General features: G+C 64.1%; 23 protein-coding genes. 16 read left to right on the forward strand and 7 right to left on the reverse strand.

Features of this window, described 5'->3' with window-relative positions; all coding sequences use genetic code 11:
• Positions 1-16: 16 nt before the first annotated feature.
• Together NWF24_RS21195 and NWF24_RS21200 are read right to left on the reverse strand one after the other, a co-directional pair.
• A complete protein-coding gene (locus NWF24_RS21195) occupies positions 17-763 on the reverse strand; it encodes an alpha/beta fold hydrolase (RefSeq protein ID WP_258350243.1) in 747 nt (248 codons plus the stop codon).
• A gap of 72 nt (positions 764-835) precedes the next feature.
• Positions 836-1,786, reverse strand: a complete 951-nt coding sequence (locus NWF24_RS21200; protein WP_258350244.1) for an AraC family transcriptional regulator — start codon at positions 1,784-1,786, stop codon at positions 836-838.
• Between the two features lie 131 nt (positions 1,787-1,917).
• On the opposite strand from NWF24_RS21200, the gene NWF24_RS21205 reads away from it, so the two are divergent.
• From NWF24_RS21205 to NWF24_RS21220, 4 genes are all read left to right on the forward strand, one after another.
• Positions 1,918-2,190 carry a DUF4242 domain-containing protein gene (locus NWF24_RS21205; RefSeq protein WP_093059083.1) on the forward strand — a complete coding sequence of 91 codons (273 nt, stop codon included), beginning with the start codon at positions 1,918-1,920 and terminating at the stop codon, positions 2,188-2,190.
• 70 nt (positions 2,191-2,260) lie between these two features.
• Positions 2,261-2,461 carry a hypothetical protein gene (locus NWF24_RS21210; protein WP_258350245.1) on the forward strand — a complete coding sequence of 67 codons (201 nt, stop codon included), beginning with the start codon at positions 2,261-2,263 and terminating at the stop codon, positions 2,459-2,461.
• A 53-nt stretch (positions 2,462-2,514) separates the two neighbouring features.
• The gene (locus tag NWF24_RS21215) at positions 2,515-2,919 is read left to right on the forward strand and encodes a hypothetical protein (RefSeq protein ID WP_258350246.1); all 405 of its coding nucleotides are present in this window, start codon (positions 2,515-2,517) and stop codon (positions 2,917-2,919) included.
• Between the two features lie 142 nt (positions 2,920-3,061).
• Complete coding sequence (locus NWF24_RS21220) at positions 3,062-3,667, forward strand: hypothetical protein (RefSeq protein ID WP_258350247.1); 606 nt, start codon at positions 3,062-3,064, stop codon at positions 3,665-3,667.
• A gap of 194 nt (positions 3,668-3,861) precedes the next feature.
• On the opposite strand, the gene NWF24_RS21225 is transcribed toward NWF24_RS21220, so the two are convergent.
• A complete protein-coding gene (locus tag NWF24_RS21225; protein ID WP_258350248.1) occupies positions 3,862-4,242 on the reverse strand; it encodes a winged helix-turn-helix transcriptional regulator in 381 nt (126 codons plus the stop codon).
• Between the two features lie 87 nt (positions 4,243-4,329).
• On the opposite strand from NWF24_RS21225, the gene NWF24_RS21230 reads away from it, so the two are divergent.
• The 6 genes from NWF24_RS21230 to NWF24_RS21255 all read left to right on the forward strand — a co-directional run bounded on the left by NWF24_RS21230 (position 4,330) and on the right by NWF24_RS21255 (position 8,420).
• Positions 4,330-4,737: a DoxX family protein gene (locus NWF24_RS21230; RefSeq protein WP_258350249.1), complete on the forward strand. Its 408-nt coding sequence runs from the start codon at positions 4,330-4,332 to the stop codon at positions 4,735-4,737.
• Between the two features lie 11 nt (positions 4,738-4,748).
• On the forward strand, positions 4,749-5,492 hold the full coding sequence (locus NWF24_RS21235; protein ID WP_258350250.1) for an SDR family NAD(P)-dependent oxidoreductase: 744 nt from the start codon (positions 4,749-4,751) through the stop codon (positions 5,490-5,492).
• Positions 5,493-5,624: 132 nt separating this feature from the next.
• The gene (locus NWF24_RS21240; protein WP_258350251.1) at positions 5,625-6,050 is read left to right on the forward strand and encodes a YybH family protein; all 426 of its coding nucleotides are present in this window, start codon (positions 5,625-5,627) and stop codon (positions 6,048-6,050) included.
• A 47-nt stretch (positions 6,051-6,097) separates the two neighbouring features.
• A complete protein-coding gene (locus NWF24_RS21245) occupies positions 6,098-7,222 on the forward strand; it encodes a 3-deoxy-7-phosphoheptulonate synthase (protein WP_258350252.1) in 1,125 nt (374 codons plus the stop codon).
• 31 nt (positions 7,223-7,253) lie between these two features.
• A complete protein-coding gene (locus tag NWF24_RS21250; protein ID WP_258350253.1) occupies positions 7,254-7,757 on the forward strand; it encodes a YfbM family protein in 504 nt (167 codons plus the stop codon).
• A 465-nt stretch (positions 7,758-8,222) separates the two neighbouring features.
• Positions 8,223-8,420, forward strand: coding sequence for a hypothetical protein (locus NWF24_RS21255; protein ID WP_258350254.1), 198 nt, complete (start codon positions 8,223-8,225; stop codon positions 8,418-8,420).
• A 107-nt stretch (positions 8,421-8,527) separates the two neighbouring features.
• Here NWF24_RS21255 and NWF24_RS21260 read toward each other — a convergent pair whose 3' ends face one another.
• On the reverse strand, positions 8,528-8,899 hold the full coding sequence (locus tag NWF24_RS21260; protein WP_258350255.1) for a hypothetical protein: 372 nt from the start codon (positions 8,897-8,899) through the stop codon (positions 8,528-8,530).
• A 253-nt stretch (positions 8,900-9,152) separates the two neighbouring features.
• Positions 9,153-10,070 (reverse strand): hypothetical protein, encoded by a 918-nt coding sequence (locus tag NWF24_RS21265; RefSeq protein WP_258350256.1) that lies wholly within the window; start codon positions 10,068-10,070, stop codon positions 9,153-9,155.
• Between the two features lie 98 nt (positions 10,071-10,168).
• On the opposite strand from NWF24_RS21265, the gene NWF24_RS21270 reads away from it, so the two are divergent.
• From NWF24_RS21270 to NWF24_RS21280, 3 genes are read left to right on the forward strand one after another with little or no spacing between them, the layout of a single operon-like run.
• Complete coding sequence (locus NWF24_RS21270; protein ID WP_258350257.1) at positions 10,169-10,729, forward strand: hypothetical protein; 561 nt, start codon at positions 10,169-10,171, stop codon at positions 10,727-10,729.
• Positions 10,726-11,913 (forward strand): PrsW family intramembrane metalloprotease, encoded by a 1,188-nt coding sequence (locus tag NWF24_RS21275; protein WP_258350258.1) that lies wholly within the window; start codon positions 10,726-10,728, stop codon positions 11,911-11,913. The genes NWF24_RS21270 and NWF24_RS21275 overlap by 4 nt, the downstream gene beginning before the upstream one ends.
• Positions 11,910-13,751, forward strand: coding sequence for a sensor histidine kinase (locus NWF24_RS21280; RefSeq protein WP_258350259.1), 1,842 nt, complete (start codon positions 11,910-11,912; stop codon positions 13,749-13,751). Before NWF24_RS21275 ends, NWF24_RS21280 begins: the two co-directional genes overlap by 4 nt.
• A 58-nt stretch (positions 13,752-13,809) precedes the next feature.
• Here the strand turns inward: NWF24_RS21280 and acpA are convergent, their stop codons facing one another.
• Positions 13,810-15,948, reverse strand: a complete 2,139-nt coding sequence (gene acpA / locus NWF24_RS21285) for an acid phosphatase (RefSeq protein ID WP_258355333.1) — start codon at positions 15,946-15,948, stop codon at positions 13,810-13,812.
• Between the two features lie 305 nt (positions 15,949-16,253).
• Here acpA and NWF24_RS21290 point away from each other — a divergent pair, with 305 nt between their 5' ends.
• Positions 16,254-17,612: a cytochrome-c peroxidase gene (locus NWF24_RS21290; protein WP_258350260.1), complete on the forward strand. Its 1,359-nt coding sequence runs from the start codon at positions 16,254-16,256 to the stop codon at positions 17,610-17,612.
• Here NWF24_RS21290 and NWF24_RS21295 read toward each other — a convergent pair.
• Positions 17,609-18,049 (reverse strand): MarR family winged helix-turn-helix transcriptional regulator, encoded by a 441-nt coding sequence (locus NWF24_RS21295; RefSeq protein WP_258350261.1) that lies wholly within the window; start codon positions 18,047-18,049, stop codon positions 17,609-17,611. The two genes, NWF24_RS21290 and NWF24_RS21295, sit on opposite strands and share 4 nt — an antisense overlap.
• Positions 18,050-18,123: 74 nt before the next feature.
• Here NWF24_RS21295 and NWF24_RS21300 point away from each other — a divergent pair, with 74 nt between their 5' ends.
• Positions 18,124-19,278: an FAD-dependent oxidoreductase gene (locus NWF24_RS21300; protein ID WP_258350262.1), complete on the forward strand. Its 1,155-nt coding sequence runs from the start codon at positions 18,124-18,126 to the stop codon at positions 19,276-19,278.
• 92 nt (positions 19,279-19,370) lie between these two features.
• Positions 19,371-19,937: a PadR family transcriptional regulator gene (locus NWF24_RS21305; RefSeq protein ID WP_258350263.1), complete on the forward strand. Its 567-nt coding sequence runs from the start codon at positions 19,371-19,373 to the stop codon at positions 19,935-19,937.
• Positions 19,938-19,954: the final 17 nt, after the last annotated feature.

The following is a 19,954-nucleotide window of genomic DNA, read 5'->3' on the forward strand; positions in this document are numbered from 1 at the left end:
GGCCTGCTCCCTCATCTCACGTGAGGGAGGCCATCCAATCCCAGACCTGCCCGGGCGCCTCGACCATCACGTTGTGGCCATGCGGGCCGAGGTCGCGGGCATCGGGGTCGAGGGAGCGGGTCTGCTCCAGCGTTACCAGTGCGTCGTTGCCTCCGCGGGCCAGATGGATGGGGCAGCGCGCCAGGGTCATCAGTTCGGACAACGGTGGCTTGCCTACGGCGTTGGCTCTGGGGTCCATTGCGAGGCGCCAGCCGTCGTTGTTGTCGTTATGCGCGATGCCTCGCGCGACGACGGGTGATGCTGCGTTGGTGATTCCGGCGAGGCCGGAGACCTTCAGGTATCTGGCCCATGCTTCTGCTTCCGTGGGGAAGCTCTTGGCAGGCTGGGATGCCAGCGTTTCCATGCGGCGGAGCTCTTCATCGCTCCATGCGATCTTGATGCCGGCTGCGAAGACGCGGTGCGGTGTAACGCCGAACCAACCTGTTGCCAGTGCAAGGCCGATCACTCCGCCCAGCGAGTGCCCGAGAACTACGAGGCGCCCCTCGGGATGGACGTGCGGCAGCACGGCGCGCCCGACGCTTGCTGCGTATTGGCCGATGGCATAGGAGTCTTGCCGATCGGATTGGCCGTGGCCAGGCAAGTCAAGAGCGAGCCAGCGGGCACTGGCCTCGGCGCACATGGGCGACCACACTGCGCCTGTTGCGCCCATGCCGTGCAGCATGAGGAGGAGGTCTGGGCCTTGGCCACCTTGTTCTGTGTACATGTCCGCTGTCTCCGTCGACGATGGGCAAAAGGGCAACTCAGATCCGAGGTGCGGGTGGCGGAAGACGGCGGGCTAACCGTTGTGCCGCCAAACCCCTGGTGACACACCGTACTCTCGCTTGAAGGCACGGTTGAAGGCCGCTTCCGATTCGTAGCCGACGCCCTCGGCGATGCGCGCAAGGTTGGCCTGGTCTCTACGCAGCATGCCTGCGGCCAGGATCATGCGCCAGTGCGCCAGGTAGTGCATGGGCGGCGCGCCCACCAGCTCTGTGAAACGGTCCGCCAGCACACTGCGCGAGATGTGGGATTCCTGTGCCAGCGCCTCCACTGTCCACGCGCGTGCGGGCTCGCCGTGCATCAGCGCCAGGCAGCGGCCCACGTGGGGGTCGCGCAAGCCAGCCAGCCAGCCGGGGTTGTTGGCGGGCATGGACTCGATATAGCCCCGCACCACTTCCGCGAACAGCAACTCGGCCACCTTGGCGACCAGCAACTCCGAGCCGGGTGCTCGCGCGGCCGCGTCGCCCAGCACAAAATTGACGGATTGCTCGATCCACGGCCCCGCCGGCCTGCTGCGCAGCGCCGTGATGAAGAGGCCCGGAAGGTTGGACATGACGGGGTTGGGCGCATCGCCTTCGTAGGTGAGCCAACTGCATACGAGCACCGTGCGATCGCCATCGCCGCCGTAGCGAATGCGTTGCACCGCGGGCACCTGCGGGCGCACGACATGTTCGACGTCCACGGCCGCGTGGCGCAGGTGGCTCCCCAGGACATGCGGATCGCCGTGCGGCACGGCGATGACTTCGCCGGCGTTCACGCGAATCGGCTCTGCCCCCTGGAGTTGCGCCCAGCACTGCCCCTGCAGCACCAGATGGCAGATGGCAAGGCGTGGCGCGCCGGGCTTGAGCACCTGGGCCATGTCCGAGCTCTTGGGGACGTTGAAGCACCAGGGCGCGCGCATGTCTCCGTTCAGGAACAGGGCGCCCTCCAGCCGGATGGTCCGCAGCACGTCCGACAGCACGTCCATAGTCACCTCTCGAGCAGCAAGGCCGGGGTTTCGGTCAATAACTCCGGAGGGGCGGTCAAACCACGGGCCTATCGAGTCGGCACCATGGGGCCTGGTCGCTTTTGGCCGATTCTACAAACAGGAGTATTAATATGCCCAAGTTCGTAATCGAAAGAGACATCCCCGGCGCCGGCAAGCTCACGCCATCCGACCTGAAGGCCATCTCGCAAAAGTCCTGCGGCGTCCTCAGCAGCATGGGCACCGACATCCAATGGATCCACAGCTACGTGACGGGCGATCGGATCTATTGCGTCTACCAGGCGACCGACGAGGACCTCGTGCGCCGGCACGCCGAGCTCGGCGGCTTTCCGGCCAACCGGGTGGACCGGGTGTACAGCGTCATCGACCCGGCCACAGCCGAGTAAGGAGAGCGCAAGAATAGTCGAGGGTGCAGGCTGGTGGAGATCAACCGGAACAAGCAGAATTCCGCCACGAATGACTACCCGGCAAGGTCGACTTTTCTTCTTTTCGTTTGGCGCAGTCCTGGCCATCGTCGGTGGCTTGATGTGGCATTGGGGCGAGCCGGCCGGCCTCTGGACCCTGGGGCTTGCCGGCTGCGGGTGTATTGCCGTGAGTGCCGTGCTTTCGGACGCCCTCTTCGAGAAGACGATCAAATTCTTGAGCCTGTTCTGGTAGTGCCAATCGGCTAATACCCAACATTCATCTTGCCGGCCAGAAGAAGTATGTTTATGCGATTTCTCAAGCTGTTTCTTTGCGTCGCAGGTGCTCTCTTCACCGGAGCCTTCATGTTTCTCCATGGTTTCAATGCATGGCGCAATGGAGAAATCGTTGTCAGGCACAAGGGGAAGGAGCCGTTCACTGCAATGGCTGAAGGCCCCTTTCCCTTCAGCTTCGCGACAGAGGTTTGGGGGTGGATGACTATCGGGGCAGCATTCGCCCTGCTCGGAGTGGTAGGCATCGTCAAATTCCTCATCAGTACACCGACACAACGACAAGCGGCGCTCACCCGACTGGATGGAGTAACGCTTCGCGACTCCCGCGGCGAGAAGATTCCGTGGTGGGCAGCGATTGCAGTCATCGGTGGGGTTGTGGCGTTCTTTATTTACCTGGCATTTAGAGTTCACACGTCATGAGTCGTTGATCGGAGCCGATCACCCGCGGAAGCCTGCCCACTTTGGTCCCGTTGGGGCGCGAAGAAAATGTCGGGGTGCTGAGCGTGCTGCGCGTGCCGGCCTGGCTAGACGAACTTGCAGCCCAGAACCAGATAGGTGCAATGTGTTCTACGTTGAATCCGATGTGCTTCGTCTCCTCCACGATGTTCCCTACTTCCGCTTCATGAAAGCGGAAAGTGCACTTCGATTCTGGACGCAGCTGCGAGATGACGGCCTGGAATTGACTCACATCCTTCACCAGTTTCCGTCGGTGAAGTACCAGCCACTCGACATGCTGTACGCATGCGCAAGAGCGGCCGCCTCCCTCGATGAAGAGCTCATCTCCGATCTGACTACCGACTATTCGTGGCAAGGCGTGGTTCACGCGTCTTTTCTTGCAGCGCTCCAGCCCCATGCCGCCTACTCAAGCTACCTGCGACGGGCTCGCGACAAGGCGCCCCACAATGAATGGATCGTAGATTTGGCTCTATGCGAGATACGCGGCTCGCTTTGTGAGCGGCATTCGGAGCACCAGAGGGTCATTCGGGAGCTGCGCGAGGTCATCGCGAACGTGCCAAAGCAAGCTACCAACCTGAGACGTGGACCAACGGCAGACGAATTGCTTCAGTTGCAATCTGCCACTGCTGCAGTTGCCGATGCCTACAGGAAGGGAGGCGCAGCGCAAGCAAGGGCTGTCCTGAATGCGTCGGCTTGGCGCACCTTTCTCTGAAGCGGCCGACCACGCGCTGAGCGATGCCGCCGCCGGGTTCATCGCCACTCTGCGCTGAGCAGGAAGGTCCGGCAGGCCGCTTCCCGAGCTGCTTCCACACAGCTGGAGGCGTAGAGCCCTTTGCCGTCTGCTCTATCGCGACTGGCAACTTTGGCGGGCCAACCATTGGACCGGCTTGCGAGAAGCCTTCGGCCCTACTTGGAACTGGCTTTGCGCCCTCGTGAAGCTGTCTTTGTGGGCACGCTGCGGCCGTACTGCTCCCACCACGCCGTGAGGGCAGCCATCGTAGGTCCGAGTCCCAGGGCCTTACCTGTGATCTCGTATTCGACACGGGGAGGCACCTCCGCAAACACCGTGCGGGACACCAGACCGTCTGCCTCCAACTCCCGAAGCTGCGCCGTCAGCATGTGTTGGGTTATCCCTGGAATTGCCTTGCGCAGCTCTCCGAAGCGATAGATCCGCTGGTTGAGCAACCACATGATTTCCAGCTTCCATTTGCCGGAAAGCAAGGCGAATGCTCTGCGCATTTCCTCATGCATGTTGGTGCTGCCGGCTGCATTAGTCAGTTTTTCCATACTAGCCACCACTTTTTCATCCTACTTGTTCTTTTTGATCTTAGACGACATCCTCGCGGCCCTGACTCACCCTGATCTGGAAACCTGATGATCGAAAACTATTTCTACTGGATAAGCACCGCGCTTCTGTGCCTTCTGTATGTGGCCTCTGCGGTGATGTACATCACCAAGAGCAGCTGGGTCCGCCAGGCTCTCGCCGACCTTGGCTATCCCGAATACCTTGTTCCGATCCTGATCGCCGTAAAGCTCCTGGCGGTCGCGGCCATTCTTTCGCGTGTGAATGTTCAGCTGAGTGACCTCGCTTACGCCGGCATGTTCTTCCACCTGCTTCTGGCCGCATCTGCTCACGTCAACGTGCGCAAGGCCAGCGCGGCCGCACCTGCCGCGGTGGGCCTCGTGCTGCTGATCGCTTCATTCGTGACGCAGAACGCTGCTCGCGATATTCCGTCGCCGAACATCCCCACTGCAGCGGCAAAACAACCAAAACTCAACTGAAGGAGATTCCGATGGCTCGACTCAATGGAAAGATTGCTGTCGTGACAGGGGCAGGACGCGGCATTGGCCGCGCGACTGCCAAACTGTTTGCGGCCGAAGGCGCGAAGGTGGCCGTTCTTTCGCGGACTGCCGCAAATGTCGACCGTGTCGTCGCCGACATTCAAGAGGCCGGAGGCATTGCGCTCGGCGTTGTATGCGACGTGAGCGATGCTGGCCAGATCAAGGCAGCCATTGATACGGTCGTCTCGACCTATGGCGGTCTCGACATCCTCGTGAACGTTGCATTCGACCCTTCTGTCGTGCAAGCGACGGTCATTGGCATGTCGGTAGAGCAACTGCAGCGCAATTTCGAGATGGGTCCGATTGCCTACTTGCGCACCATGCAAGCCTGCTATCCCCACCTCAAGGCCAGCGGCGAGGGCCGGGTCATCAACTTCGCGTCGCTTGCGGGAGTGCTTGGCATGGCGCCCTACGCCCCATACAACATGGCGAAGGAAGCTGTTCGCGCGCTGACGCGATCTGCCGCCAGGGAGTGGGGAGCAGACAAGATCACGGTCAACAACATATTGCCCGTTGCAGACACCTGGGGCGCTGGAGCCGATGCACCTCCTGCAAGCAACGCGCTCGGACGGCATGGATCGCCTGAGGATGACATTGCGCCCGTCGTTCTTTTTCTGGCCAGCAGAGATGCACAGTTCCTGACGGGCTACAGCCTGACTCCTGACGGCGGGATGATCATTGACAGCGCGCGCTGATTGGCCGTAGTTGACAGTACGAGCGGCCACTCCGCGGTGGGGCAGAATTTGCCCCGGCCACCTGGCAGTAGACGCCCAAGGCAAACGTCGGGTGCCCCCACGTAGACACTTGTGAGAATCCACATGATTCAAATGAGACAACCCGAAGACGCGCCCCACGCATTTCAAGCCGCCTGGAACAACCACGACATGGCGTCCCTTGGAGCGCTGTTCCATGAGGACGCGACATTCGTGAATCGGTTCGGGCACTACGTGCGCGGCGTCGAGGAAATCGTCAAGCTGCATGCGCCCATCCACGCAACCATCTACAGCGATTCCACGCTCGAGAACGAGCTGATCGACGTGGTCGCCATCAGCGATGGTGCGGCAATCATTCACTTCTGGAGCCGCCTCACGGCCGGTGCGGCTCACCCGGCAGGCCCGCACGCTGTAGACACGCTGATCCTTGCCGTGCTGACGCGGCAGGCTGGCGAGTGGCGAATCAAGGCGCTCGAGAACGTCACCCTGACGAACCCTCGCACTGGAGAAGCCGTGCTGAGAGACGACCGGGGTTCTTGATCGAGCAGACAATCGAAGAAGCTCAATTCGAAATCACAGCCACGATCATGTCCCGCCTCGACGACCCCCTCCACGACGCCGAAATCGGCTCCCGCGACAGCACGCTCGACACCACCCGGATCGACGACGTGCGCATCGGCGCCGTTCGTCCGCTCATCACCCCTGCCCTGCTGCAGGAACGCGTGCCGGTGCGCGACAACACGCTGGCGCTGGTCGAAGGCAGCCGCGCGGCAATCGCCGACGTGCTGCACGGTCGCGACGACCGGCTGGTGGTGGTGGTCGGCCCATGCTCCATTCATGACCACGACCAGGCCATCGAATACGCACAGCGTTTGAAGAAGATCGCCGACTCCCTGCAGGACGACCTGCTGATCGTGATGCGTGCCTATTTCGAAAAGCCGCGCACCACCGTGGGCTGGAAGGGCTACATCAACGACCCCCACCTGGACGGCAGTTTCGCGATCAACGAAGGGCTGGAGCGCGCTCGGCGCCTGCTGCTCGAGCTGACCACCCTTGGCCTGCCGACCGGCACCGAGTTTCTAGATCTGCTGAGCCCGCAGTTCATTGCCGACCTGATCGCCTGGGGTGCCATTGGAGCGCGCACCACCGAGAGCCAGAGCCATCGACAACTGGCGTCGGGCCTGAGCTGCCCGGTCGGCTTCAAGAACGGCACGGACGGCAGCGTGAAGGTTGCGGCCGACGCCATTCTTGCGGCACGCGCGCCACATGCCTTCATGGGCATGACCAAGATGGGCATGGCGGCGATCTTCGAGACGCGCGGCAACGACGACTGCCATGTGATCCTGCGCGGCGGCAAAGCGCCCAACTATTCGGCCGCGGATGTCGCGTCTAGCTGCGAGGCGCTGCTGGCAAATGGCCTGCGGCCGCAGGTCATGATCGACGTCTCGCATGGCAACAGCAGCAAGCAGCACCAGCGGCAGATCGTGGTCGCCGAAGACGTGGCGGCGCAAATCGCGGCCGGCGAGCGGCGCATCACGGGCATCATGATCGAGAGCCATCTCGAAGAAGGACGGCAAGACCTGAAGCCCGGCGTCGCGCTGAAGCACGGTGTGTCGATCACCGATGCCTGCATCGGCTTTGCCCAGACGGTGCCGGTGCTCGAGGGACTGGCTTCGGCGGTGAAGGCGCGGCGGCGCCTGTCGAAGGCGTAAGGCACGACCTGAATCAGCAAGGACTTATCAAATGAGTTGCCTCGGTGTTCATTTCGCTCTCACCCAAGACGATGCGACTGCCTTGGAGGCCATCGAAGACGACGATGCTCGCCTCGAATATGTGACAGAGGAGATAGAGGCACGCTACTTCGAAGAAGCCGAGGCTTACGTTGCGGAGTCCGACAAGTCATGGGATGCAATGCATCGGGCCCTTTCGGACGGAACGCTGTCATGGACGGGTGGAGCCTACCCGCTCAACCACGTCGTCTTGGGCGGCCGCAGCCTTTACTCCAACGACGACTACATCATGAGCCTGAAGACTCCGGCTCAAGTGCGGGATATTGCGGCAGCCCTGGAGCCTATTGGCGAGGCTGAATTCAGGCAGCTCTACAACAACATCAATGCCAAAAATTACGACGGCGACATCTCCGACGAAGACTTCGAGTACACGTGGACCTGGTTCGTTGGAGTGAAAGATCTGTACGCCAAGGCGTCTGCTGAAGGTCGCTTCGTACTTTTCACCGCCGACCAGTGAAGCCGAATCCGGTCAGGAGCACACCTTCGCGGTAACGCACGTCGGGGTTGCCATGTCGCAGCCCGACACGAACCGCAGGTTGACGCCTGCATGCACCCGTAGCTACATTCTCCAAAAGCTCTTGGAGAGGCTACGTTGCCCAGGCATGTGTACTTCTTGCTTGCTTTCATTGCCATCGCAGTTCTCGCAGGCAATCTGATCGCAACGGTGGTTGTGTTACGCAGCGATTTTTACTCGCCGCTGCAACGGCGACTCCAGCTGGCTCTGGTGTGGTTGATTCCTGTGATCGGGGCGGCTTGCTGCGCGAGCTTCGCATCCATTCACAGGCGCGCAGTTCCCAAGCCCGACAAGAGATTCCCGAGGCCCGACTCCTTCGATCTGCCCGGTGGCGAGGCCAACGGTCTTTGAGTCTGGCGGTGCCTGCCTGCCAGCATTGGCGATTCAGCGCGCAAGGAGCGAATGAAGATGGGTAGTTTTTCGATGGAGCACTGGCTCATCCTCCTGACCACGGTAGTGATATTTGGAGTACCGCTTTGGCGGATCGTCGCGCGCACAGGCCACCCCGGCATCATGGCGATCCTGTTCCTCATCCCTCTGGTGAATATCGGCGTGCTCTGGTGGCTTGCGTACAGCAAGTGGCCCAGCATGCCCGAGCAGTCCTGATGCAACACACCGCCCATCGGCACCAGCAAGATGGCCGGCAAGATTCAAGCGCATGTGATCGTGGCGGCGGGATAGCGGAGTTCTGGCGCGAGGCTCGCGTGGGCTAGTCAGGCGCCAATCGCCTCATAGGAGGCTACGCCTCTTATGCGGTCGTCCTTGATTAGCGCCACTGCCTGCTCGCCCGCAATAAGGAGCGGTGCGGCTTCGTTGTTGGACCCGAAGTAGCAATCCGAGAACGCGAAGCCATCGGCTGGAAATTCGCCCGGCCGGCTGAGAACGATTTGTTTGAATCCTGCGACGTCACGATATCGATCGCAGGCTTTGCAGCGCCTCTTCCTTTCGGTTCCCATTGCTTCATGGTCGAGCGACACGGGCGATCGACACTTCAAATGAAAGAAGTCTGGAGTGCTTCTCAGCGGTTCGAACCTGAGCAGCCGATCATCGAGATATGCAAAGGTGCTTTTGAACTTCTTGCTCACGATGACTGCACCGTCGTAGCAACACGATATGTCGTATCGCTTTTGCTTCAGCTTGAAGTTCGATGCGGTGTAGTCGGGGTCTACGCGGTACCCACAAACGCTGCACGCTGGGCAGCCACTGCTTGGGTCCAGCCGATCGCAGGAACCAACCATATGGGAATGGTTGTCCTGCACGAATAGGGCGTATGGCAAGTGAGCACCTGACGCGGATGAATCCAGACATCGCACAGCGCCAAGGCTGCGCGCCATTTGTTTACGACGGGTCGTAACCCGGCGCCGAACTGATCTCGTTCGGCTTGTAGATCTTGTGCTGCGCCACCCCGCTGCCCGCATCCGTCACAACCAGCAGCCGCCACAGCGGCTCACGCACAGAACAAGCGCTCTCTTCGCTGCTGAGCTTGAAGCTGGGCACCCCGGGCGCCGTGCCCTTCACCACGACGCGCAGGAGCGTCTGGCCCTTGGCGTTCGAGACCTCGAGGTCGAAGCCGATGTTCTGGGCGATCACGTTCTCGGCCTTGTAGCCGTAGCCGGTGAAGTGCTTCGTCACGTACTCGATGGCGGCTGCGTGCACTTCTTCGGGCGAAGCCTGGCCGGTTGCGACTGCTGCTGCGGGCTCGGCCACCTTCGGCACGCTGCCTCGCGCCTTCGCGGCTTGCAGGTCGGCCTCCGTTGGCACCCAGCCGCGCGAGCCGCGCACCAGCACCGCGAGCTTTTTCTCAGGCTCCCAGGTGGCAACGTGCCATTCGTCGTCGTCGCGCACGCGGGTGGAAACCTTGGCGTCCTTGTTGCTCTCCAGCTCGGCGATGGCGATGCGGTTGGTCTGCAGCACGGCGCGGAAGCCCTGGCCTGCATCGAAGGTGCGCTTGAGCAATGCGAGCCGGTCCTTGGCGCGCTGCACCTGCTGCGCGTTGCGCGGGCCGCCGCCAACGCGATGCTGCGTATCGAGCGACTCGATGCAGAACCATCGCCCGCCCGAACCGACACTCACGAACTCGCCCCAGATGGTGGCAATGACGTTGTCGCCGGTCGCCAGCCAGGCGTGGTCGAATGGCTTGTCCCGCGCGTCGAACACACCCATCTTGGCGACGATCTCGACCGGCGTGAGCCGTGGTCCTTTGAGCCGCATTTCGTCGATGACGGCGAGTACGTGGGGTTCGACTTCCTTGTCCATTCAGTGGAATTCTGGTGAGTTTGAGGGGGGGGTGGGAGTATGCCGCATCGCTTGCCGCGCCCACCGGGGCAGACGCGATCGTATGGCAGGATCAAAGGATGAACGAGCCCTCACGCCGAATACCGTATCGCACCTGGCCGGGCGCGCTCGCGGTGCTTCTCGCCATTGCCGTCTACGTGGGCGGACTGACTTTCTGGGACCGCCGTACCTCGGGCAGCAGGCCGTTGCCCGTGGGGGAGACGATAGATGTCGGCCAGGCCCGGTTCATTCCCGCCGACGGATGGGAGATGGATGTGTCGCGCTCGAAGGCAGGCAAGTCGCTGATGCTGTTCAAAGGCGGCCACAAGTTTCTGGTGACCACGGGCCCGTGGGTCGGCGGGCCCGACGGCCCCCTGATACGGCAGCAGCGGCTGATGGAGCGCGGCCAGCGCCTGAGCATCGAGGGCGACGTGTCCGACTTCGTCACTTCCTGGGGCTTGCAGGGCAAGACTTTCGCTTATTACGGCTCGAAGCTGGCCGGCCGGTTCTGGCAGGTGGTCGACCTGCGGCGCAAGTCGCTGGTGCAGATCGATTTCTACGGCTCCAACGACGGCATGGACGATGCGCTGACGGAAGCGCGGCGCATGCTGGACTCGATGGACCTGGAGGCGCCGCAATGAGCTCGCCCGTCTTCGAGCAGGGCGACGCGGGCTGGCCGGTTGGCACCGATTCATTCTTCCAGCCGCAGCGCGCCGCGTTCTGGGTGCTGACGGCGCTGATCGTCAACGGGCTGTTCTACACGGTCAACATGTTCTCGATGGGGTTCCGCGTGGTGCCAGTTACCGCGTTTCTGGGGCTGCTGGTGTGGGGGCTCTACTCCCTGGCTTTCTTTCAGGCCTTTCGCACGCTGGACTTGCTCGAGCAGCATCCGCCAGAGGCTTATGTGCTGGCCTTTGCGTGGGGCGGAATGGGCGCGGTGTATTTCGCTGCGCCGGCCAACATCGCCATTCAGAGCCTGTGTGCGAAGCTGGTGTCGCCGGAGTTCGTCGCGGTCTGGGGAGCGGCAATTGCGGGGCCGATCACGGAAGAATTTTTGAAGCTTGCCGGCGTCATCCTGCTGGTGCTGGTCGCGCGCAACCAGTTTCAGACCTACCTGTCGGTGCTGATCGTCGGTGCCATGGCGGGGCTGGGTTTTCAGGTGATCGAAAACCTGAGCTACACCGTCAACTCGTCCATGCACTTTCCGCTCGAAAACCAGGTGTATCCGGTGCTTCTGAACCTGCTGACGCGCGGGCTTCTGAGCGGGCTGTGGAGCCACGCGGCCTACACGACGATCGCCTCCTTCGGGGTTGCGTGGTTCCTGCTCCACCCGGAGCGGCCGATGGTGATGCGGGTTGCCTGCGCTCTGCTGTGCTTCGGCCTCGCGTGGGCCATGCACTTCGTGTGGAACGCGCCGTTTCTGGAAGACCTCTTCGATGGCGGATACGGCGAGATGGCTGTGCTGCTGGTCGTCAAGGGCATTCCCGTTGTCATTGCGACAGGGCTCTTCTGGCGGGTTGCCGTTCGCGAGAACGGCACTTACCTGCATGCCCTCGCGGCCTGGTTCGTGCCGGAGCGCGAGCTGATTCGCGACGACGAATGGGTTCGCCTGGGCGCGCCCATGCAGCGATACAAGGTCCGTAGAGAGATGGGATGGACCTTCGGCTGGAAAGCAAGGCGCCTGAAGACGCAACTGCAGCGCGAGCAGCTGCGGCTGATCCGCAAGGCCGGCACCTACGGGCGCGGGGCGCAGACGCTGCGGCATGAAGTTGCCATAAGGCGGCTGCGCGCGGAGCTGGATCCGCTCATCGGGGCGAAAGCATGAGGGCACTGCTGTTGTTGATGCTCGCGGTGTTGGGAGCCGGATGGAGCGCTCCTTCGCGGGCCGTCACGCTCATCGAGCAGGCGCAGCTCACGCTTACCTTGCGTGGCCAGGCTGCAGCACAGGCACCGCAGCCGCAGACCGTCGCACTGCCCTATGACTGGGATCAGCGGCAAGGCGCAGTCGACGGCGAGGCGCGGTTCGCGTTCGACATACCGGTGGCCGACCCTGTCGCACCGCTGGCGTTGTTCGTGCCGCGCCTGGGCAACAGTTTTCGTGTGCTCGTGAACGGCCAGGAACTGGCCCGATTCGGCGCCTTCCCGCCAGGCCCCTACGACGATGCCTCCGTTGCGCCGCAGTACTTCGTGCTGCCGGCCTCGGGCTCGACGGCGCCGCATCGCGTTGAAGTCGTCATCGCGGCGCAGGCTGCGAGGCAGGGAGGGCTGTCGCCGGTGGTGGTCGGCAGCAAGGCCGAGGTTCTTCCGTTGTACGAAGACGCCCTGTTCTGGCATGTCAGCGGCGGACGCTTCATTGCCATCGTGAGTGGCGTGCTGGGGGCGCTGTCGCTGCTGGTATGGCTGCGACAGCGCGAACCGATCTATCTCTACTACGGCCTGGGAGAGTTGTTGTGGTCGGTGCAGACGGCGCGCGTGCTGTTCACGCATGTGCCGCTGCCCTGGCCCTGGTGGGGCGTGCTGCCGCTGGCCGCGTTCCAGGCGGCGGTGCCGCTGCTGTGCCGCTTCGCCCTGGCCGTGGTGGGACGCGACGACACCCGCCTGGCACGCCTCCTGGGCCTGATGGCCTGGCTGGCACCGGTTGCGGCCGTACTGGGCATCATGGTGCCTTTGCTGTGGCTGATGCCGCTGTGGCGGTTGCTGAGCCTGCTGGCCGCGCTGGCAATGATGGTCGTCGTGGTGCGCGTGGCGCTGCGCAGTGCCGTGCTGGAACACCGCGTGCTGGGCGTGGCCGTGGTGCTGGTCGTGTTGTGCGGCGCGCGCGACGTCTGGGTGATGCGCACCTCGCCAGAGGCTTACGCGATGGTGCCGTGGATCCGCTTCGCCTGGGTTGGCTTCGCGATCACGCTGGCATGGGTCATCGCCGAGCGCATGCGCAAGGACGCCCGGGCGATGGCGGCAATGAACGCCTCGCTGGAAGCTGAGCTCGCAGAGCGCAACGCCGCCCTGGAAGCCTCCTTCGCGCGCGAGCGGGAAGGAGAAAAAGCGCGCGGCGCGCTGGAAGAACGCCAGCGCCTGACGCAAGACCTGCACGATGGTCTCGGTGGGCAGCTGGTCGGGCTGCTGCAGATGACCCAGCAACCGGGAACAGCACTCGACGATGTGGCGCTGCACCTGCGCGACGCGGTGGACCAGCTCAAGCTCACAGTGGACGCCATGCACGGCTGCGAGGGCGACGTGGCCTCGGCGCTGGGCAGCGTGCGCTACCGCCTGGGGCCGCGCCTGCAGGCTGCCGGCATCGAACTGCACTGGGATGTGGGGCCCCTGCCGCTGATGACGGGTTGGAGTGCGCGCGAGTCCCACCAGACGCAGATGCTGCTGTTCGAGGCCTTCGCCAATCTGATGGCGCACGCGCAGGCGACGCGGGCCAGCCTCGATGCGAGGCTGGTGCCTGCTGATGGCGCAGATGGCGAGATCATCGAGATCGAATTGCGCGATAACGGCCGCGGCTTCGATGCAGAAGCCAAGTTCGCTGGCAAGGGGCTGACGAACATGCACACGCGCGCCGCCGCGCTGGGTGGCGCACTCACGGTGCGCTCCAAGCCCGGAGAAACCTGCCTGCACCTGCGTCTGCCCGTGCCGGCGGCGACAGCAGCCGGCAAATAAAAAAAAGGGAGGCGGGCTGCACGCCCTCCTCCCTTTCGCTTCAGAGCAACGCCTGAGTTCAGGGCTTCTGGGAGAAGTCGAGCGCTGCGGTCAGGTCGCCCATCGGATGGCTGCCGTTCTTCACGAGCGCAGCGTCACGCTCGACAAGGCCCTTCAGCGGCGGCAGCGACCAGCGGTGCGTGATGAAGCGCAGCGTGGAGGCGGTGTCGTACTGGGTCTTGTCGACGAAGCCCTTCTTCGCGAACGGCGAGATGATGAGCGCCGGAATGCGCGTGCCGGGGCCCCAACGGTCGCCCTTTGGCACGGTCGCGTGGTCGTAGAAGCCGCCGTTTTCGTCGTACGTGACGACCACGAGCATGTTCTTCCACTGCGGGCTGGCCTGCAGCTTGGCGATGACGTCGGCAATGTGCGCGTCGCCGTCGGCCACGCTCGCGTAGCCGGCGTGCTGGTTCAGGTTGCCCTGCGGCTTGTAGAAGCTCACGGCGGGCAGCGTGCCGGCGGCGGCGTCCTTCAGGAAATCAGCATCGAAGTCCTTCAGGTGCGTGGCGCGCGCATCGGGGTGGGCGCTCGGGTCGAACGCGGCGTAGTAGTTGAACGGCTGGTGGTGGAACTGGAAGTTCGGCGTCTGCGCGGCCGGCGGCACTGCTGCCGGGAAGACGCGGCTGCCCGTTGCGATGGCCGTGGTGTCCTTCCACGCACCGCTGTACCAGGCCCAAGTCAGGCCCTTGGCGGTGAGCAAGTCGCCGATGGTGGCCTGCGTCTGCGCTGGCAGCGTGTTGGCCTTGGTCGGGTCGGCGAAGAGCTTGCTGGTGTCGCCGGCCGCTGGGGCGTTGTTGCTGGGCTGGTATGGCGGCTGCATGGTGTTGACCGCGTAGAAGTTGCCGGCAGCGTCCTTCGGCGTCAGCGTGTTGTCGTTCAGGTACGTGGGCGCGGCGCTGAGCACCGAGGTCGACGCACCCGCGGCGGGCGTGAGGCGCACGAAGTTGTCGGCGCCGTCGGTGTCGATGGCCGAGATGCTGGCCTTGGCGGGTGACGAGGCAGCATCTGCGTTGGGGTACAGCGGCGCGCAGGCGCATACGAGGTACTGGTGGTTCAGGAACGAACCGCCGAATGCGCCCATGAAGAAGTTGTCGGCCAGCGTGTATTGCTTGGCCACTTGCCACAGCTTCATCTTGTTGCCGTCGTAGTAGCCCATGCTCAGGCCGCCGGCATCCGAGTAGGCGGCGAACTTGTCGTTCTTGCCGCCGTTGATCTGCATCTGGTTGTTGTAGAAGCGATGAACCAGGTCGCGCGAGATGACGGTCTGGTTGACCACGGTGGTGGTGTTGTAGAAGCCCGCCTCGGCGTCGATCTGGAACATCTGGTTGGGCATGCCCACGGTCTGCGCCTGCGTGACCGTGGTGGTCTGGCCGGCTGCGGTGACACCGCCCCACACAGGCGGCAGGGTCGGCAGCGTCGAGCCGTCGAAGTCCTTCTGCGGTTCCGGCGCTTTGGTCAGCGAAGTCGGGTTCACGCCCGGAATGCCGTTGGCGCCGGGAAACAGGCCGTACAGATTGTCGAAGCCGCGGTTTTCCGCGTAGATGACGACGACGTTGGTGATCTGGTCGAGCGCGAAGCGGTTGCGCAGCGCAGCGATCACGTCGCCGCCGACACCGGCCTCGGCCACCGCTTCGGCGATGCGCTCGATGGCCTGGTCGATCTCGTTTTGCAGCGCGGTCTTGATGCCGGCGTCGGTGATCTTGTTGTGGTCGGCCAGCAGTTGGGCTTCGCTCACGCCCAGGCGTGCGGCCAGCGCGGTGCGCGCGGCGGCGAGGTTGCCGCCGTTGGCATCCATCAGCGCTACCAGTTCGGTGGTGATGGCGCTCACCACGCCGTTGGCTGCGGCCGGTGCGCGGAACACCAGCGGCTGCGTGACGGCGGTCTCGGCATTGGTCGTGGGGTCGAAACGCTTGCTCGACGTGCCGATCTCGGCCACCACGGCGCCTTGGCCGGAGAGCGTGAAGGCGCCATTGGCATCGGTGGTGGTGGCGAGTTCACCGCTGTCACAGCGACCGTTGTTGTTGGTGTCGATGCAGACCTTGGCGTTGCGGTAGTAGCTGCCGGTGACAACGCCGGAAGTGCTCGTCGTGCTGGTGCCGCCGGAAGGGAATCCGAAGAAGCCCGGGCTGCTGCCGGAACCGCCGCAGGCCACGACCATCGCCGCCGCCGCAATGGCTGTCGGCCAGGGGGTGATGTGACGCACAAGTTTGCGTCCGCGCAAAGACGCGCTGCTACGTTGGAGTGAATTCATCATGAGTGGAGTTATGAGGTGTGGATGAACCAGACCGGCGGCCGGGCGCCGTGATGCTCGGCGTGACGCGTGACAGCCATGTTGCAATTCGTCGTACACCGGGCTTGCTAATTCAGGGCTAAGAAATCTCCGCCAAATGTCACGCCGCTGACATGTGCGAAACCGATCCTCGCCGGTTGCCTTGCGGTTGCGTCCGCCCATCCTTTCTCCACGTGCCCCCGACGACGCGCTCTCTTCGCCGACTGGCCGTGCTTGCCGCGGCTGCCTTGCTGTGTGGCGTGCTTGCCGCCTGTGGCCGCGATGCGCCCGCATCGCTGACTGCATCGACGCCGGTACCGCCCCCCCAAGCCGCACCAACGCCGGCCCCCGTAGCGCCCCCTGCGCAGCCCGCCTACGTCGGCGCCACCTACGCCCCCGTGCCCGGCCGCCCGCAGCCCAGCGCCGCACAACTCACTGAAATCGGCCGGCGCATCTTCTTCGACGGCAACCTCTCGGCCACGGGCAAGGCTTCGTGTGCGAGCTGCCACGATCCGCAGCACGCCTGGGGGCCGCCCAATGCGCTGTCGGTGCAGCTCGGCGGCGCCGACGGCAAGCAGGAAGGCCCGCGCGCCGCGCCCTCGCTGCGCTACCTGGAAACGCTCATCGCCTTTACCGAGCACCACCACGACAACGACGGCGACGACAGCATCGACGCCGGCCCCACCGGCGGCCACATGTGGGACGGCCGCGCCGGCTCCGCGCACGAGCAGGCTGGCATGCCGCTGCTCTCGCCCGCCGAGATGGGCAATGCATCGGTGGCGGAAGTGGCGGCCAAGCTCGAGCGCGCGGCCTACGCCGATGAACTGCGCAAGGCCTTCGGCGACGACGTGTTCAAGAACCCGGACGCCGCCTTCAAGGCTGCGGGCCTTGCGCTGGAGGTGTTCCAGCAGTCGCCGAAAGACTTTTATCCATTCACGAGCAAGTACGACGCGGTGCTGCGCGGCCAGGCTAAGCTCAGCGTGGCCGAGGCGCGCGGGCTGCGGCTCTTCAACGACGAGAACAAGGGCAACTGCGCCTCGTGCCACATCAGCGTACGCACGCAGGACGGCGCGTTCCCGCTCTTCACTGACTTCGGCTTGATCGCGCTGGCCGTGCCGCGCAATCGCAAGCTCAAGGCGAATGCCGACCCGGCGTTCTACGACCTCGGCCTGTGCGGCCCGTACCGCACCGACATGAAGGACCACCCCGAATACTGCGGCCTGTTCCGCACGCCCACGCTGCGCAACGTGGCGGTGCGGCAGAGCTTCTTCCACAACGGGGTGTTCCACTCGCTGGAAGAAGCCATCCGCTTCTACGCGCAGCGCGACACCACGCCGCAGCGCTGGTATGCGCGTTCGGCCAAAGGCATCGTGCAGCAGTACGACGACCTGCCGCCGCAGTACCACACCAACATCAACACCGATGCGCCCTTCGGGCAGAAGCCCGGCGACAAGCCGGCGCTGACCGAAGCGGAGATTCGCGATGTGGCGGCGTTTTTGCGCACGCTGACAGACGCGGACCAGAAGAACGCGCCTGTCACCGCTACTCGCTAGCCTCCGCCCATGCGCTCGACGTTCGCGTTGAGCCGCACCAGCAGCGCCGTCAACTGCTCGACCTCTTCCGGGGAGAAGCCGGCCAGCGCCTCTTGCGTGTGCGCATCCATCACGGCCTTGGCCTTGGGCAGGCGCCTGGCGGCCAGTGGGGTCAGCGAGATCAGGCGGCTACGCTTGTCCACGGGGTCGGGCACGCGCTCGACCAGGCCGTCGCGCTCCATGCGGGCCAGCAGCTGCGCCATGCTGGGTTGCTCCACCTGCGCGATGCGCGCGAGCTCGGCTTGCGACAGCGCCTTGCTTTTCTTGAGCGACACCAGCACCGGCAGCTGACCCAAGGCAAAGCCGAGTTCACGGACCCCCACGTCGGCAATGCGGGTGAAGCCGCGCGTCACGCGGCCGATGAGTTTCAGGGGATTGGGTGTCTCGGTGTCGGTCATGTCTCGTATTCTATCTACATAGCCTCCTATGCTAATATGAATAGGAACCTATCCTTTATTGTGAAGCAATCCGAATGCACACCAATACCAATCTACGCATTGCCATCGTCGGCGCCGGTCCTGGCGGACTCACTCTGGCACGCATCCTTCATCTGTCCGGCATTCATGCCACCGTGTTCGAACGCGAAGAGGGCCCGCTCGCGCGGCCCCAAGGCGGCACGCTCGACCTGCACGAAGACTCCGGCCAGCTGGCCGTGCAACGTGCCGCGCTCGACAGCGAGTTCCAGCGCATCGCACGCTACGACGACCAGGGCTCGCGACTGCTCGACAAGACCGGCCACGTGCTGTTCGAGGAGCCCGACGCCTCCGCCGGCAACCGTCCCGAGGTCGACCGCACCGCGCTGCGCGACATGCTGCTGGCATCGCTGCCGGCCGGCTGCGTGCAGTGGGGCCGTGCGCTCAGCGACATGCGGCTGCAGGAAGGCGGGCGCTGGAACCTCTCGTTCGCCGACGGCGGCGAGGCAGGCCCGTTCGACCTGGTCGTCGGCGCGGACGGCGCGTGGTCGCGTGTGCGGCCGCTGCTGTCGCCCTACAAGCCGCAGTACAGCGGCCTGACCTTCATCGAGTTCGGCATCGACGACGTCGACCGCAGCCATCCGGCCGTCGCGCAGCTCGTCGGCCGGGGCAAGCTGGACGTGCAAGGCGACGGAAAGGAAATCATCGCGCAGCGCAACGGCAACGCGCATATCCGTGGCTACGCGATCTTCCGCGTGCCGGCAGACTGGGCAGTGAAGCGCTTCGACTTCTCGTCGCCCGCGGCGGTGCGCAGCGCCCTGCTCGCGGAGTTCTCGGGCTATGCCGATGCCGTCACCGACCTCTTCCGGGTGAGCAACGACCAGTTCGTTCCCCGCCTCATCCACGCGCTGCCAGTCGGTCATTGCTGGGCGCCCCGACGCGGGCTGACTCTGCTCGGCGATGCGGCGCACGTGATGTCGCCATTCGGCGGCGAAGGCGTGAACGCCGCCATGCGCGATGCCGCCGAGCTGGCGGCCCTGCTTGCCGCGCAGGACGACTGGGCCGCAGCGGTGACCACTTACGAAATGGAGATGTTCGAGCGCGTGGTCGATGCTGCGGAAGGCTCCGCCGAAGCCGCCGCCGTGCAGATGTCGCACATCGGCGAGGCACTGACGCTGGCGCACTTGCAGGAGCACCGGGCCGGCGCTGCCTGACACCCGTGCCGGGTATCCCGGTGCGTATCGATTTGACTTTATTTTAGATATATCTAAAATAATTCCGATATACATCACAAAGGATACCCACCGTGAGACATTTCCATCTCAACCATCACCACTGCCGCACCGCCCGCGGCGAACATGAAGACGGCCTTTCCGGCGGCCGCGGACACCGTGGCGGACGCGGCGGTGGACGCGTGTTCGGCCATGGCGGCCTGCGCTTCGTGCTGCTGCAGCTCATCGCCGACAAGCCGGCCCACGGCTACGAACTGATCAAGGCCATCGAAGACCGCCTGGGCGGCAGCTATGCGCCGAGCCCCGGCGTGGTCTACCCCACCCTCACGCTGCTCGAGGAAATGGGCTACCTCAGCGTGGAAACCGCCGACGGCAGCGGCCGCAAGCGCTACAGCATCACGGCCAGCGGCCAGGAATTCCTCACGGCCAATCGCGAGATGGCCGACGCCATGATGGCCCGCATGAGCGGCGGCGTCGACGGCGCCGGCCCCCGCGGCGGACGCCCGCCGCAAGTCACGCGCGCCATCGAGAACCTCAAGCTCGCAATGCGCATGCGCCTGTCTGGCGTGCTGACCGAGCAGCAGGCCCACGACTTTGCCGCGGTGCTCGACAGCGCCGCGCAACAGATCGAAAAGATCTGACCCCCATCTCAACCCGC

The organism is Variovorax paradoxus (genome assembly GCF_024734665.1).
Classification (GTDB): Bacteria; Pseudomonadota; Gammaproteobacteria; order Burkholderiales; family Burkholderiaceae_C; genus Variovorax.